We start from the raw sequence: 14621 nt of genomic DNA, 5'->3' as shown, positions 1-14621 counted from the left end.
TGGCCCGGTGGGCCGCGATGGACTCCAACCCAAGGGACAGCGAACTTCCATGATCGGACGCCTGCGCGGCACCCTGCTCGAGAAACAGCCCCCCTGGATGGTGGTGGACGTGGCCGGTGTCGGCTACGAGCTGGAAGCCTCGATGACCACCCTGGTGGCCATGCCCGGCATCGGGGAGCCGATATCGCTCTATACCCACCTGACCGTTCGTGAGGATGCCCACCTGCTCTACGGCTTCGCCCGTGAACAGGAACGCGCGCTGTTCCGTGCCCTAATCAAGGTCAACGGGATCGGTCCCAAGCTGGCTCTGGGCATCCTCTCCGGCATGGACGAGGAGGCCTTCGTGCGCTGCGTGATGGACGACGATGTCAAGACGCTGACCCGCCTACCCGGGGTGGGCAAGAAGACCGCCGAGCGGCTGATCATCGAGATGCGCGACCGCTTTCCCCACTGGGAGCAGCCGGGCGAGCTGGCTGTCGGCACTCAGGTCCCGACCGCCAACGTACCCCCCAGGGCCACAGATCCCCTCGCCGATGCCGAGGCGGCGCTGGTCAGCCTGGGCTACAAACCTGCCGAGGCGGCCCGCATGCTGGTCGGCCTTGAGGAGGTCGGTACTACCGAGGCCATGATCAAGGCGGCGCTGACCCGCCGCCTGGCGGGGTGAGTCGATGCCGTATGCCTGCTTTCAACTGATGCCGGATGGCCGCCATGCTCGAGACTGATCGTCTGATCGCCGCCGATCCCTGCGAGGGAGAAGGGAGGGTCGACCATGCCATCCGCCCGCAGCGGTTAGTGGACTACATCGGCCAGCCACGGGTGCGTGAACAGCTCGATATCTTCATCAGCGCCGCTCGTGGCCGCGCGGAGAGCCTCGACCATACCCTGGTGTTCGGCCCGCCGGGGCTCGGCAAGACGACGCTCGCCAACATCGTCGCCGCCGAGATGGGCGTGGGGCTCAAGTCCACCTCGGGGCCGGTGCTCGAGCGGGCCGGCGACCTCGCCGCCATGCTCACCAACCTGCAGCCCGGCGACGTGCTCTTCATCGACGAGATCCACCGCCTGTCGCCGGTGGTGGAGGAGATCCTCTATCCCGCCATGGAGGACTTCCAGCTCGACATCGTCATCGGCGAGGGGCCGGCGGCGCGCTCGATCAAGCTCGACCTCCCCCCCTTCACGCTGGTCGGCGCCACCACCCGGGCGGGCCTTCTGACCTCGCCGCTGCGCGACCGCTTCGGCATCGTCCAGCGCCTGGAGTTCTACAGCATCGACGAGCTCACCGAGATCGTCGTGCGCTCTGCCCGGCTGCTGGGGGTCGAGTGTGACCGGGAGGGCGCCCGGGAAGTCGCGCGCCGTTCCCGGGGCACCCCGCGCATCGCCAACCGGCTGCTGCGCCGGGTGCGCGACTTCGCCGAGGTGCGCGCCCAGGGTCGCGTGGATGCCGAAATCGCCGACCTGGCCCTCAACATGCTCCACGTCGACCACCATGGTCTCGACCACATGGACCGGCGCCTGCTGCTGGCGATGATCGAGAAGTTCGACGGTGGCCCGGTGGGCATCGACTCACTGGCCGCGGCGATCGGCGAGGAGCGCGACACCATCGAGGACGTTATCGAACCCTACCTGATTCAGCAGGGTCTGATGATGCGCACCGCCCGCGGCCGGGTGGTGACCCGTCAGGCCTGGCAACACTTCGACCTGGCGCCCCATGAGCGGGCGCCCGACTAGCGGATCTCCCGCTTCCGTGACGACAGACTAAGACCGACGAGGATGCCCGTGAACGACTCCCTGTCCATACCCCACCTGATCATGAACGCCAGCGGCGTGGTGCAGGTGGTGATGCTGATCCTGCTGATCGGCTCTCTGCTCTCCTGGGTGGTGATCTTTCAGCGCAGCTTCGTGATGCGCCGGGCACGCAAGGCCCATCGTGTCTTCGAGGAGCGCTTCTGGTCCGGTGTCGACCTCAACGAGCTCTATCGCGAGATACCCCCCGAGCAGGAGACCCAGGGGGCCGAGCACGTCTTTCGTGCCGGTTTCCGTGAGTTCAACCGCCTGCTAGCCAAGACCCGCAGCCCCCAGGCGATCCTCGAGGGCGTGCAGCGCAGCATGCGTGTGGCCTGGTCCCGCGAGGAGGACCGCCTGACCCTGCACCTGGTGTTCCTGGCCACCGTCGCCTCGGCCAGCCCCTACATCGGGCTGTTCGGCACCGTGTGGGGGATCATGGGCTCTTTCCAGTCGCTCTCCATGGCCCAGCAGGCGACCCTGGCCACGGTGGCCCCATGGATCGCCGAGGCGCTGATCGCCACTGCCATGGGGCTGTTCGCGGCGATTCCCGCGGTGATCTTCTACAACCGCTTGTCCGCCGAATCCGCGCGCCTGCTCGGCAAGTACGAGGACTTCGCCGAGGAGTTCCACTCCATCCTGCACCGCAACCTGCAGGGCCGGACCGACCCCGGCGCCGAGTGAAGGAGATGCCGTCATGCTAGGACCCTTCCACCGTGGCGGGCGCCCCAAGCCGATGGGCGAAATCAATGTTGTGCCCTTCATCGACGTCATGCTGGTGCTGCTGGTGATCTTCATGATCACCGCGCCGATGCTCACCCAGGGCGTGCAGGTCGACCTGCCCCAGGTGACCTCCGAGCCCATCGACAACAACGAGGAGCGCGATCCGATCGTCATCTCGGTGGATCGCGACGGCCAGTATTACATCTCGTTGAGCGGGGACGAGACAGCCGTCAGCCTGGACGAGGTCAGTCAGCGCGTGATCATCCTGCTGCAGCGCCAGCCGGGCACTCCGGTGATGGTGCGCGGCGATCGCCACGTGCCCTACGGCCAGGTGGTGACGCTGATGAGCACCCTGCAGGCCGCCGGGGTCAGCAATGTCGGGCTGATCTCGGAACCGCCCCCCGGTGACAGCTGAGGAGCCCTATGGCCAGACATGACCGACGCGTGGGCTATGGCCTGCCGCTGGTGCTCGCCATCGCTCTGCACCTGGCGATCCTGGTCGCCAGCATGATGCATTTTCCCCAGCGAGAGATCGAGCCGCCGAGCGCCACGATCGTCCAGGCCACCCTGGTCAGTACCGAGGCCACCACTGACCAGGCCCAGCGTGCTAAACAGGCCCGGGCGCAAGCGCTAGCCCGCCAGGCCGAGGAGGCGGCCAAGGCCAGTGCCGAGCAAGAGGCCACCCGCCAGGCCGCTGAGGCCACCCGCCAAGCCGCTGAGGCCGAACGTCAGCGTCAGGCCGATGCCGAGACGCGGGAGGAGGCGCGGCGGGCCGCCGAGGAAGAGGCCGCCCGCCGCGCCAAACAGGCCGAAGCGGAGGCCGAGCGACGTCGCCAGGCCGAGGCAGAAGCTCAGCGTCAGCGTCAGATCGAGGCAGAGGCCCAACGCCAGGCGGAAGCCCAACGCCAACGTCAGGCCGAGGCAGAAGCCCAGCGCCAGGCAGAAGCAGAAGCCCAGCGCCAGGCCGAGGCAGAAGCCCAGCGCCAGGCAGAAGCAGAAGCCCAGCGCCAGGCCGAGGCAGAAGCTCAACGCCAACGTCAAGCTGAGGCAGAAGCCCAGCGCCAGGCCGAGGCAGAGGCCCGTCGTGCCAGCGAGGCGGCCAACAGCTTCATCACCCTGGTCCGCCGGGCGGTCGAGCAGGCCTGGGTGATCCCACCCAACGTGCCTGCGGGGGCCAGTGCCGAGATATCGGTAAAACTCGGCCCCTCAGGAGAGCTGTTGGCGGCTACGCTGAGTCAGAGTAGTGGCGATAGCGCCTTCGACCGCTCAGCGATCCAGGCCGTGGAGTCCGCCGCACCCTTCGCCGAACTGCGCCAGTTGCCGATCTCGGTGCAGCGCGACTACCGTCAATTTAACCTGCGATTTCGACCGGGGGATATCCGCTGATGAACGTCCTGAAGACCACCTGGCTGGCCGCCCTGCTGATGCTATTCACCAGCCTGGCGCAGGCCGCCGACTTGACCATCGAGATCACCCGCGGCAATGACCGTGCCACGCCTATCGCCGTCGTGCCCTTTGCCGACGGCGATGACCTGCCCCAGGATATCGCCCAGATCGTCTCCGATGACCTGCAGCGTAGCGGCTACTTCGAGCCGCTGGAACGTGGCGCCATGTTCGCGCGCCCCGCCTCGAGCGAGAAGGTCCGCTACGGAGACTGGCGCGCCCTGGACGTTCGCTACCTGGTGGCAGGACGCATCAGCCGTGAAGGGGAAGAGATCAGTATTCGCTACGAGCTGATGGATGTCACTGGCGAGCATCGACTGCTCGGCGAGACCGTGACGGCCAGTCGCCAGGAGCTGCGTGACGCCGCGCACTACCTCAGCGATCAGATCTTTGAGGAGATCACCGATATCCGCGGAGCCTTCTCGACCCGCATCGCTTATGTGACCTCCAGCGGGATCGGCGACGATACCCACTACGCCCTCCATGTCGCCGATGCCGACGGTCGCAACAGCCAACAGATCCTGGCGTCCGACGAGCCGATCATGTCGCCGGCCTGGTCGCCGGATGGTGGCAAGCTGGCGTATGTCTCCTTCGAGACCGAGCGCCCGGCGATCTATATCCAGGAGGTTGCCTCCGGCCGACGTGTGCGTGCCACCGCCTTCGAGGGGCTTAACAGCGCCCCGGCCTGGTCGCCGGATGGCCGCCGTCTGGCGATGGCGCTCTCCAAGGATGGCCAGCCCGAGATCTATGTGATGGACATCGCCTCGCGGGATATTCAACGTGTGACCCGCAACCCGAGCATCGACACCGAGCCCGCCTGGTCACCAGATGGTCGCAGCCTGCTGTTCACCTCGGATCGTAGCGGCGGACCGCAGATCTACCGCCTCGACCTGGCCAGCGGCGAGGAGCAGCGCCTCACCTTCACCGGTAACTACAATGCCCGGGCGCGTTTTGCGCCAGATGGCGAGACCATCTTCCTGATCCACCGCGGCAACGGCGGCTTCCAGCTGGCCCGCCAGGACCTGGAGAGCGGTCGACTGGTGGTGCTTTCCGACATGGGGCAAGTCGAATCGCCCAGTGTCGCGCCCAATGGCACCATGGTAATCTTCGCCACCCAGCAGGGCGGCAACGGCGTGCTGGGTGGGGTCTCTGCCGATGGTCGCGCCTCCTTCCGGCTGCCGGCGGCACAGGGTGATGTCCGCGAACCGGCGTGGTCGCCCTTTCTGAACTGAGATATTCCACAAGGAGTTCCACGATGCAGCTCACGCGCTATGCCAGGCCTCTGGCCCTCGTCCTGTCCCTGGCCTTCGTGGCCGGCTGTTCCAGCACGGGAGGCGGCCAGGCCGGCGACCTGACGGGCATCGCCGGCGGCAGCGATCGCGGCGCTGACGCCACCAGCGGCGCCGAGGGTCGCGGCGTCGGTAGCGTCAGCGACGGCCGCGCCGGCCAGATGGCCGATGCCGACAGTCGCATTCCTCAGGTCCGTACCCTCTACTTCGAGTACGACAGCGATGTCATCCGCAGCGAGTTCGAGCCGATGCTGACCGCCCATGCCCGCTTCCTACGGGCCAACCCCAATACCAGCGTGGTGTTGCAGGGGCACACCGACGAGCGTGGCACCCGCGAGTACAACCTGGCACTGGGTGAGCGTCGCGCCGGCGCCGTCGAGCGCTACCTCAACGTCCAGGGCGTGTCGCCCTCACAGGTCGAGGTGGTCAGCTACGGTGAGGAAAGACCCGTGGCACGTGGCCAGAACGAGCAAGCCTACGCCCAGAACCGTCGGGTGGTCTTCGCCTACTGAACCGGGCCGACACGACGAGGGAGATGACGATGAGACAGGGTCTGAAGAGCAGACTGTGCAGTGCGGCCGCCTTGCTGCTTGCGCTGACCGTAGCGGGGCCCCTCCTGGCACAGCAGCCGGTGATCGAGGACCTGACCGGACGCTCCGGCTCTGGGGGCTTCTATGACCAGACCGTTACCCGCGAGGAGGCCGGCGGCAGCCTGGTGCTGTTCAACCAGGTTCAGCAACATCAGGAGGAGCTCCGCCAGCTGCGCGGTCAGCTGGAGGAGCTTCGCCATCAGCTAGAGCAGCTGCGCCGCCAGACCCGCCAGCAATACCTGGACCTCGAGGACCGTCTGATGGCAGCCGGCAGCGAGATCGACCAGGCCGCCCCGCTCGTGGACGAGGAGAGCGCCCGCCAGGTCGTCGAGGCCCCTTCACCGAACGCCGATGATCCCGCCGCCCAGTCGGCCTATCAGGCGGCCTTCTCGCACGTTCAGGCGCGCCAGTTCGGCGAGGCGATTAGTGCCTTTGAGGCCTTCGTGAGCGAGTACCCCGAGAGCCGACTGACAGCCAACGCCCACTACTGGCTCGGCGAGCTCTACTCGGCCGAGGGTGAGCTGGATGCCGCCGATGCCGCCTTCCGGCGGGTGCTGGAGGACTTTCCCGAGAGCCGCAAGGTGCCCGACGCTCTCTACAAGCTGGGGCTGATCGAGGCACGACGCGGACATCCCGACAAGAGCCGGGCACTGCTCGAGCGCGTGCGCGAGGAGCACCCCGACAGCACCGCCGCCGGGCTGGCCGACGACTTCCTGCGCCAGGCAGGCAACTGAGGGATAGAGGAAACGTAATGACCTGTAAGATCGACTACTCGCCTGCGGCCGACCTGCTCGACGGGCGCATCATCCTGGTGACCGGGGCTGGCGACGGCATCGGCCGAAGTGCGGCCCTGGCCTTCGCCGCCCATGGCGCCACCGTGATCCTGTTGGGCCGCACCATTGCCAAGCTGGAGAGGGTCTATGACGAGATCGAGGCCGCCGGCGGCCCCCAGCCGGCCATCTTCCCGCTGAACTTCGAGGGGGCCACGCTCAAGGACTACCACGATATGTCTGAAACCCTCGACAAGGAGTTCGGCCGCCTCGACGGCATCCTGCACAACGCCGGCATTCTCGGTCGCATCACGCCCTTCGAACAGTACAATCCCGAGCTCTGGGAGCAGGTGATGCAGGTCAACATCAACGGCCCGATCTGGATGACCCAGGCGCTGCTTCCGTTGCTCAAGAGCTCACCGGATGCCTCGGTGGTGTTCACCTCCTCGAGCGTAGGGCGCCGCGGCCGGGCCTACTGGGGAGCCTATGCCGTATCCAAGTTCGCCACCGAAGGCTTTGTTCAGGTACTGGCCGACGAAGTCGAGCACCTGGGCACCCTGCGTGTCAACAGCCTCAACCCCGGCGCGACGCGCACCGCCATGCGCAAGACGGCCTACCCTGGGGAGAACGAGATGAGACTGCGCACCCCGGAAGAAATCATGCCCACCTACCTGTGGCTGATGGGGCCGGACAGCCATGGTCACAACGGCGAGATGTTCGACGCCCAGCCGCCCAAGCGGTAAAGGCCGCGGCCGCGAGGCGCCTCACGCCTGCCGTCCAACGCCGAGCAGTGTTGCGACCAGCGCCTCGGCGGTATCGAACCATAAATCGGCCGGCCAGCCCCGATAGTCGTCTCCCTTTTCGATGTAGCCGTAGCCTACTGCCACCGCGGCCATCCCCGCGGCGCGAGCCGCCTGCATATCGCGACGGTGATCGCCGATATACCAGCAGTCTGCGGGCGTCACTCCCAGGCGTCTCGCGGCCTCTCTCAGGGGCGCGGGGTCGGGCTTCTTGACCGGCAGGTCGTCGGCGCAGAGCAGGGCGCCGGGGGCCAGCCCCATGGCCTCGACCAGCGGCACGGCATAGGCCCGGGGCTTGTTGGTGACGATCCCCCAGGGGCGCTGCTGCGCCTCCCATTCGGCCAGCAGGCGATCCAACGGGGGGAAGACCCGGCTCTCCTCGGCCACCGCCAGGCCATAGGCCTCGAGCAGATAAGTGCGTGCCGCGTCGTGGCCCTCGGCTTGCTTGGCCAGGCCCAGGGCCAGGGTCACCAGGGCACTGCCGCCGTTGGAGACCTGGGCGCGGATCACCGGATAGGGCAGGGCGGGCAACCCATGGTGGCGACGCAGTGCGTTGGTAGCCCGAGCCAGATCCGGCGCAGTGTCCACCAGGGTGCCGTCCAGATCGAAGAGCAGTGCGCGCGGCCGGTCCTCGCCCATCACATGGCTTCCCGACGGCAATGCATCAGGTAATTGACCGAGACATCGCGCGTCGACAGGGCATAGCGACGGCTCAGCGGATGGAAGACCAGGCCGTTCTGCTCACGCACATCCAGGCCGGCCTCGCGGCACCAGCTCGCCAGTTCCGAGGGACGAATGAAGCGGCGGTAGTCATGGGTGCCGCGCGGCAACAAACCCAGCAGGTACTCGGCGCCGAGCACCGCCAGCGCATAAGCCTTGGGAGTGCGGTTCAGGGTCGAGAAGAACACCTGGCCAGCGGGCTTGACCAAGGTAGCGCAGGCCTGCACGACTGACGCGGGGTCCGGCACGTGCTCGAGCATCTCCAGGCAGGTCACCACGTCGAACTCGCCCGGATGGGCCTCGGCCATCCTCTCGACGCTGACATGGCGGTACTCGACGCTCACTCTGCTCGTTCTGGCATGCTGACGGGCCACGGCCAGGGGCGCCTCGCCCAGGTCGATGCCGGTGACCTCGGCGCCACGGTGGGCCATGGCCTCGGCCAGGATGCCGCCGCCGCAGCCCACGTCGAGCACCCGCCGTCCGGCCAGTCCTGCCCGGGCGTCGATGAAGTCCAGGCGCAACGGATTGATATCGTGGAGCGGCTTGAACTCGCCGTGCGGATCCCACCAGCGCTCGGCCAGGGCCTCGAACTTGGCGATCTCAGCCCGGTCGACGTTGTCCGCTTGCGGCTGGTTTGCACTCATCTGTGGTCTCCAGGGGTTCGCCGACCTGACACGCTGCCAGGTCGGGCTGGGTCGGGTATCATGGGGCATTGTACCCGCTCCCGCGAAGGCATTCCCACGCTTTCCCCCGGGGTCCCATTCGTTGCAGTGACAGGGATCGCATCATGCTCAACAAGGCTGTTCTTCCCGTGGCGGGGTTCGGCACACGCTGTCTCCCGGCCTCCAAGGCCATTCCCAAGGAGATGATCACCATCGTCGACCGGCCGGTGATCCAGTACGTGGTCCAGGAGGCCGTGGCCGCCGGCATTCGCGACATCGTGCTGGTGACCCATGGCACCAAGAGCGCCATCGAGAACCATTTCGACAAGCACTTCGAGCTCGAGGCGAGCCTGCAGGCCAAGGGCAAGACGGAACTGCTCGAGCAGCTGCGCTCCATCGTGCCCGCCGATGTCAGCATCATCAGCGTGCGCCAGCCCGAGCCGCTGGGCCTGGGCCACGCCGTGCTCTGCGCGCGCCCGGTAGTGGGCGATGACGAGCCCTTCGCGGTACTGCTGCCCGATGTGCTGGTTGACGACGAAGGCCTCGCGATCAACGACCTGGCCGGCATGATCGCCAGCTTCGAGGCTAGCCATCACAGCCAGCTGATGGTCGAGGAGGTACCCCATGACAGGGTCGATAAATACGGCATAGTCGACACCGGTGGGGAGCTTCCCGCACCCGGCGAGTCGCGGGCCATTGCAAGAGTGGTGGAGAAGCCGCCCATCGACGAGGCGCCTTCCAATCTGGCGGTAATCGGCCGCTACGTGCTGCCGGGGCGGATCTTCCCGCTGCTCGCCGATACCCCGCCCGGGGCCGGCAACGAGATCCAGCTCACTGATGCCATCGAGACCCTGCGCCGCGAGGAGGGCGTGGATGCCTGGCGGATGCGCGGCAAGACCTACGACTGCGGCCACCAGCTGGGCTACCTGGAGGCGATTCTCGCCTATGGGCGTCGTCATCCACGCTACGGCCAGGGGTTCCGTGAGCTGCTGACGCGCTACGCGGTACAGGAGTGAACCCATGCGGGTACTGATCCACGGCAGCGAACTGGCCGCCGCCACCGCCGCAGCGGCGCTCTCCTGGGTGGGCCACCGGGTGACCTGGCTGCCCCATGTCTCGGCTGACTGGTCCACGCTCTCCGCCAGCGGCTGGCTGACCAGCGAACCGGAGCTGATGCGACGCCTCGAGGAAGGGATGGCCCAGGGCAGACTGCGCCTGGTGGCCGACGAGGGGGACGCCGTCGGCGGCGAGCCCTTCGACGTCTTCTGGCTCGCCGTCTCCCCGGACCAGCGCCAGGACGCGGCCGACAGCGTCGAGCGCCTGATGGCCGGGCTCTGCCCGGGGGCGGTGCTGGTCAACAACTCCACCTTCCCGGTGGGCGAGACCGAGCAGCTGGAGTCACGCCTCGACGGCTGCCAGGCGGTGGCCCTGGCCGACCTGCTCGAGGAGGGGCGCGCCTGGGAGACCTTTACACGGCCCTCCCGCTGGTTGCTGGGCTGCGATGACGACGGCGCGGAGCGCCAGGTGCGCGAGCTGCTGCGCGCCTTCAATCGCCGCCGCGAAGTGTTCCAGCGCATGCCGCGGCGCGCCGCGGAGCTGACCAAGCTAGCCATCAACGGCATGCTCGCCACGCGTATCAGCTATATGAACGATATCGCCGGGCTGGCCGACAGCCTGGGGGTCGACGTGGAATACGTCCGCCAGGGCATGGGTGCCGACTCGCGCATCGGCTACGAGTACCTCTATCCCGGCTGCGGCTTCGGCGGCCCCAACTTCTCCCGCGACCTGATGCGCCTGGCCGACGTCCAGTCGGCGAGCGGGCGCCACTCGGCGCTGCTCGATCAGGTGCTCGACATCAACGAGCACAAGAAGGAGACGCTGTTTCGCAAGTTGTGGGCGCATCTGCATGGTCGCCTGGAGGGCCGCTGCGTGGCGATCTGGGGGGCGGCCTTCAAGCCCGGCACTGCCCGCATCGATCAGGCGCCGGTGCTCACCTTGCTGCGTGCGCTCTGGGCCCAGGGCGTGCGGGTTCGCCTGCATGATCCGGCGGCGATCCCCGCGGTACTCGCCGAAGTCGGTGAGCACCCGCTGCTCGAGGTATTCCAGGGTGACCCCCTGGAGGCCTGCGAGGGAGTTGATGCGCTGATGCTGGTGACCGAGTGGAAGGTCTACTGGAATCCCCACTGGCCGCGCCTGGCAGAGCGGCTTAGCGAGCGGCTGATCCTCGACGGGCGCAACATCTACGACCCGGCCCATGTGGCCGCCTGTGGCATGCACTACCGAGGGATCGGACGACGCGCCGACCCCTGGCCTGGAATCCGGCAAGGCGGCGACTGACAGGCGCGGCTGCATGACGCTACCCGGTGCCGTGGCCTCAGCCGAAGTTCTGGGCGACGAAGTCCCAGTTGACCACGTTCCACACCTTCTCGAGGTACGTCGGACGGGCATGGCGATAGTCGAGGTAGTAAGCGTGTTCCCAGACATCGATGGTCAGCAGCGGGGTCTGGCCATGGGCGATAGGGGTGTCGGCATTGCGGGTGTTGCGGATGTCGACGCCGCCATCGTCGGTCTTGATCAGCCAGGTCCAGCCGGAGCCGAAGTTACCGGCAGCCTGGGCGTTGAAGGTTGCTTTGAAGGTAGCGACGTCACCGAACCTGGCCGCGATGGCGTCGGCCAGCACGCCACTCGGCTCACCGCCCCCGCGGGGGGACAGGCAGTGCCAGTAGAAGGTATGGTTCCACACCTGGGCCGCCTGGTTGAACAGCCCGCCCGAGGAGGACTGGATGATCTCCTCGAGGGACTTGTGGGCATCGTCGCTGCCGGCGATGAGCTCGTTGAGCTTGTTCACGTAGGCCTGATGGTGCTTGCCATAATGATACTCGAGGATCTCGGCGGAGATGTACGGTTCCAGCGCGTTCTTCTCGTACGGCAATGCGGGCAGTTCAAATGTCATCGAATTTCTCCTTGTGGATCAGCGATGCCTTTGCCGCCAACACCGGGGCCGGCATCGCAGCAAGCTGACACGGCCCAGCGCTGGCGTTGACGTGCCCGGTGCCTTTCGATGCCAAAAAACCTTACACTATCAGGATGATGTGTCGGTGCCGCCGCGGCATCTTAGCACCCGGTCCCAGGGGCGCCAATCAATGGGCACCTGAACCTGCATCGATCACGCCCGTTTCCCGTGAAGGAGTTCGCCATGGCAGAGCGCCCGGATAGTCCCCGGTACACCCGGCCGATCGTACCGGACCCGGATGCCAGCCTGTCGGCGCCACGCTGGCGTCAATCGCCACCACCGCGCGTCTGGCCACTGTGGCTGCTGGTTCTGCTGCTGCTCGCCGCCTGTGCTGGGTTGGCCTGGGCCGGCTGGCAGGAACGCGCGCGGCTGCAGGCCGAACTCGCTCGGGTCAGCGGCGAGCTCTCCAACGTGCATGCCCGCTTCGATACACAAGGGAGGGAGACGCTGACCGCCCTGCAGCAACGGCTTGACGAGCTTGCCAACCTGGAAACCGAGGTCGATGCGGTCATCGACGAGCGCCTGGCGCCACTGGAGGCATCGCTCGCCACCCTCGAGGCTCGCGTTAGCCGCTTGGCTGATGAGAACGACACCCTGGCAGCTACGCTGACCGCGACCCGCACGTCCCTGGATGCCCTGGAGCGGGCGGGCGAGGAGGGGCGTGGCGCCTTGCGCGAGCGGCTGGCTGCCCTAAGTGCCACCCAGGAGAGCCTGCAGGCGCGTTTCGCCGACCAGCGTGGGGCCCAGCAGTCACGCCTGGCCGCCCTCGATGAGGCACTCTCGGGGCTCGAGGCCGACATTGCAGCCCTGGCAGGATCACGCGAAGATGAGCAGCAACGCATAGACACGCTGGACAATCGACTTCGCGAGATCGCCTCCGGGCTGCGAGAGTTGCGACAGGCGCAACTCGCCATGAGCGCTCAGCTCGAGGTCATGCGCCAGTGACATGTTGCCGCTCAGGAAGCGTAACCCATGGATAACCGCGTATTCACCCGCCTGGGGCTGGCGGCATTCTTTCTGGGCCTGTCATCCGCAGCACAGGCCATCGAGGCTACCATCGAGGGCGTCGAAGACCCGCTGGCGGAGAATGTCCGTCTCTACCTCGAGGGGCTGGATGCCCCGCAATACAGCCCCGCTCGCCTGGAAAGCGAGGTATTGCGTCGCAGCAGCGAGGCGTTGCGCGTTTATGGCTACTATTCGCCGCGGATCGAGCTGCGCTTCGACGACCCTGAGTCACCGAGCCGCGTGACACTCTCGATCGCACCGGGAGAGCCGGTGCGTATCGAGGTCCTGTCGCTCTCCGTGACCGGTGATGCCGCCGACGATCCCCCCTTCAATCAGGCGCTCGAAGCCTTCCCCCTGGAAAAGGGAGATCGCCTTCGCCATGCCCCCTTCGACAGCCTGCGCAGTCGACTGGCGAACCTCGCCCTGGAACGCGGCTACTTCAACTGGCGTTTCACCGATCGCCGCATGGAGGTGCGGCCCTACGCCCACAGCGCCCGGCTGTATCTGGCCCTGGACAGCGGTCGGCGCTATCACTTCGGTGACGTGACCTTCCAGGGGCATCACATCGAGACCGACCGGCTTCAATCCCTGGCACCTTTCTCCCCCGGGGATCCCTACCTGGCGAGCAAGGTGGCCAGCTTCAACCAGCGCCTGGGTCAGACGGGATGGTTCGCCTCGGTGAGCGTGCGACCGCGTCTCAACCGGGAGGTGGCCCGACTGGCGCTCCCGGACACCGCCGGCTGGTGGCAGTCGCTGGACGTCGAGGGCGTGGAGCCCGTCGCCGCTGGGCCGCGCATCGCCGCCGAGGCGCTGGTAACGGCCGCCAGCCTGAAGCAGCCGGGCGTTCCCGAGGTACCGGTCGACGTGGTGGTAACCCCCGCCAATCGTCACCAGTTTGAAGTGGGGGTAGGCTATGCCACCGACGTCGGGCCCCGCTTGCGTTTCTCCTGGAATCAGCCCTGGATCAACCGTTTCGGCCATAGCCTGAATCATGATCTCTATCTCTCGGGGCCGGAGCAGCAGCTCAGCGGGAGCTATACCCTGCCGCTGGCGAACCCGTTACGTGACAGCTATCGCTTCCTGTATGGGCTTCGCAACAAGGACAACGAGGATACCCGGACCCTAGAGAGCACGGTAGAAGCGGCCCGTCGCTGGACGTTCGACAATGACTGGCAGCAGTCCCTCTATCTGCGCGGTACCTACGAGGATTTTACCCAGGCCGGCAACTCCAATCAGGTGCTGCTGCTCTATCCCGGTATCAGCTGGTCGCGGATCCGCACCCGCAACCCCACCTTTCCCACCTGGGGCGATCGCCAGCGCCTGGCCGTGGAGTACTCCAGCGACTGGTGGGGCTCGGCCGCCGAATTCCTGCGCCTCACCGGCGACAGCGAATGGATCCGCATGATCGGCGACGACAACCGCTTCGTCGGACGGGTCGGTGTCGGCAGCATCATCACCGATGACTTCGCCGATGTCCCGCCCTCGCTGCGCTTCTTTGCCGGCGGCGATCGCAGCGTGCGCGGCTATGACTACGAGACGCTCGCGCCCGAGGACGACGAGGGCCGCCTGATCGGTGGCGAACAGCTGCTGACCGCCAGCCTGGAAGCCCAGCGTCGCGTCACCGGCCAGTGGTGGGCCGCAAGCTTCATCGATACCGGCAATGCCTTCAGCAACTGGGACTCGAACGGCCTCAAGACCGGTGCCGGTCTGGGGGTGCGCTGGATATCTCCGGTTGGTCCGATTCGCCTCGATGTCGCCCATCCCTTCGATTCGCAGGATAGCTTTCGCATCCACTTTTCCATCGGTCCGGAATTCTGAGAGCCATCG

At 66.8% G+C, this 14621-nt stretch carries 16 protein-coding genes; 13 read left to right on the top strand and 3 right to left on the bottom strand.

Annotation, left to right across the window (positions count from 1 at the left end; genetic code table 11):
• The first annotated feature begins 49 nt into the window (after nucleotides 1-49).
• From ruvA to DFO68_RS03540, 9 genes are read left to right on the top strand one after another with little or no spacing between them, the layout of a single operon-like run.
• On the top strand, nucleotides 50-664 hold the full coding sequence (gene ruvA, locus DFO68_RS03580) for a Holliday junction branch migration protein RuvA (RefSeq protein WP_133482141.1): 615 nt from the start codon (nucleotides 50-52) through the stop codon (nucleotides 662-664).
• A gap of 44 nt (nucleotides 665-708) precedes the next feature.
• Nucleotides 709-1725: a Holliday junction branch migration DNA helicase RuvB gene (gene ruvB / locus DFO68_RS03575; RefSeq protein ID WP_133482139.1), complete on the top strand. Its 1017-nt coding sequence runs from the start codon at nucleotides 709-711 to the stop codon at nucleotides 1723-1725.
• 42 nt (nucleotides 1726-1767) lie between these two features.
• Nucleotides 1768-2463 carry a protein TolQ gene (gene tolQ / locus DFO68_RS03570; RefSeq protein ID WP_373190785.1) on the top strand — a complete coding sequence of 232 codons (696 nt, stop codon included), beginning with the start codon at nucleotides 1768-1770 and terminating at the stop codon, nucleotides 2461-2463.
• 13 nt (nucleotides 2464-2476) lie between these two features.
• Nucleotides 2477-2917, top strand: coding sequence for a protein TolR (tolR, locus tag DFO68_RS03565; RefSeq protein ID WP_133482135.1), 441 nt, complete (start codon nucleotides 2477-2479; stop codon nucleotides 2915-2917).
• Nucleotides 2918-2925: 8 nt separating this feature from the next.
• Nucleotides 2926-3888, top strand: a complete 963-nt coding sequence (gene tolA, locus DFO68_RS03560) for a cell envelope integrity protein TolA (protein ID WP_133482133.1) — start codon at nucleotides 2926-2928, stop codon at nucleotides 3886-3888.
• A complete protein-coding gene (gene tolB / locus DFO68_RS03555) occupies nucleotides 3888-5177 on the top strand; it encodes a Tol-Pal system beta propeller repeat protein TolB (protein WP_133482131.1) in 1290 nt (429 codons plus the stop codon). The genes tolA and tolB overlap by 1 nt, the downstream gene beginning before the upstream one ends.
• 23 nt (nucleotides 5178-5200) lie before the next feature.
• Complete coding sequence (pal, locus tag DFO68_RS03550; protein WP_133482129.1) at nucleotides 5201-5746, top strand: peptidoglycan-associated lipoprotein Pal; 546 nt, start codon at nucleotides 5201-5203, stop codon at nucleotides 5744-5746.
• A 29-nt stretch (nucleotides 5747-5775) separates the two neighbouring features.
• Nucleotides 5776-6558, top strand: a complete 783-nt coding sequence (ybgF, locus tag DFO68_RS03545; protein ID WP_133482127.1) for a tol-pal system protein YbgF — start codon at nucleotides 5776-5778, stop codon at nucleotides 6556-6558.
• A gap of 17 nt (nucleotides 6559-6575) precedes the next feature.
• The gene (locus DFO68_RS03540) at nucleotides 6576-7337 is read left to right on the top strand and encodes a YciK family oxidoreductase (protein ID WP_133482125.1); all 762 of its coding nucleotides are present in this window, start codon (nucleotides 6576-6578) and stop codon (nucleotides 7335-7337) included.
• A 21-nt stretch (nucleotides 7338-7358) separates the two neighbouring features.
• On the opposite strand, the gene DFO68_RS03535 is transcribed toward DFO68_RS03540, so the two are convergent.
• Together DFO68_RS03535 and ubiG are read right to left on the bottom strand one after the other, a co-directional pair.
• On the bottom strand, nucleotides 7359-8033 hold the full coding sequence (locus tag DFO68_RS03535) for an HAD-IA family hydrolase (protein ID WP_133482123.1): 675 nt from the start codon (nucleotides 8031-8033) through the stop codon (nucleotides 7359-7361).
• Entirely contained in the window at nucleotides 8033-8758 is a 726-nt protein-coding gene (gene ubiG / locus DFO68_RS03530) for a bifunctional 2-polyprenyl-6-hydroxyphenol methylase/3-demethylubiquinol 3-O-methyltransferase UbiG (protein ID WP_133482121.1), read from the bottom strand. The genes DFO68_RS03535 and ubiG overlap by 1 nt, the downstream gene beginning before the upstream one ends.
• Before the next feature lie 143 nt (nucleotides 8759-8901).
• Between ubiG and galU the strand changes: the two genes are divergently transcribed.
• Both galU and DFO68_RS03520 read left to right on the top strand, forming a co-directional pair.
• Nucleotides 8902-9792: a UTP--glucose-1-phosphate uridylyltransferase GalU gene (galU, locus tag DFO68_RS03525; RefSeq protein ID WP_133482119.1), complete on the top strand. Its 891-nt coding sequence runs from the start codon at nucleotides 8902-8904 to the stop codon at nucleotides 9790-9792.
• A gap of 4 nt (nucleotides 9793-9796) precedes the next feature.
• On the top strand, nucleotides 9797-11113 hold the full coding sequence (locus DFO68_RS03520) for a nucleotide sugar dehydrogenase (RefSeq protein WP_133482117.1): 1317 nt from the start codon (nucleotides 9797-9799) through the stop codon (nucleotides 11111-11113).
• Between the two features lie 37 nt (nucleotides 11114-11150).
• Here the strand turns inward: DFO68_RS03520 and DFO68_RS03515 are convergent, their stop codons facing one another.
• Nucleotides 11151-11729 carry a superoxide dismutase gene (locus tag DFO68_RS03515; protein WP_133482116.1) on the bottom strand — a complete coding sequence of 193 codons (579 nt, stop codon included), beginning with the start codon at nucleotides 11727-11729 and terminating at the stop codon, nucleotides 11151-11153.
• 243 nt (nucleotides 11730-11972) lie between these two features.
• Between DFO68_RS03515 and DFO68_RS03510 the strand changes: the two genes are divergently transcribed.
• Together DFO68_RS03510 and tamA are read left to right on the top strand one after the other, a co-directional pair.
• A complete protein-coding gene (locus DFO68_RS03510) occupies nucleotides 11973-12734 on the top strand; it encodes a hypothetical protein (protein WP_133482113.1) in 762 nt (253 codons plus the stop codon).
• A 27-nt stretch (nucleotides 12735-12761) separates the two neighbouring features.
• A complete protein-coding gene (tamA, locus tag DFO68_RS03505) occupies nucleotides 12762-14612 on the top strand; it encodes an autotransporter assembly complex protein TamA (protein ID WP_133482111.1) in 1851 nt (616 codons plus the stop codon).
• Nucleotides 14613-14621 lie beyond the last annotated feature (9 nt).

Source organism: Halomonas ventosae, assembly GCF_004361885.1.
Lineage (GTDB): Bacteria > Pseudomonadota > Gammaproteobacteria > Pseudomonadales > Halomonadaceae > Halomonas > Halomonas ventosae_C.
The sequence above is the reverse complement of the archived record's forward strand: the minus strand, read 5'-3'. Positions and strand labels throughout refer to the sequence as shown.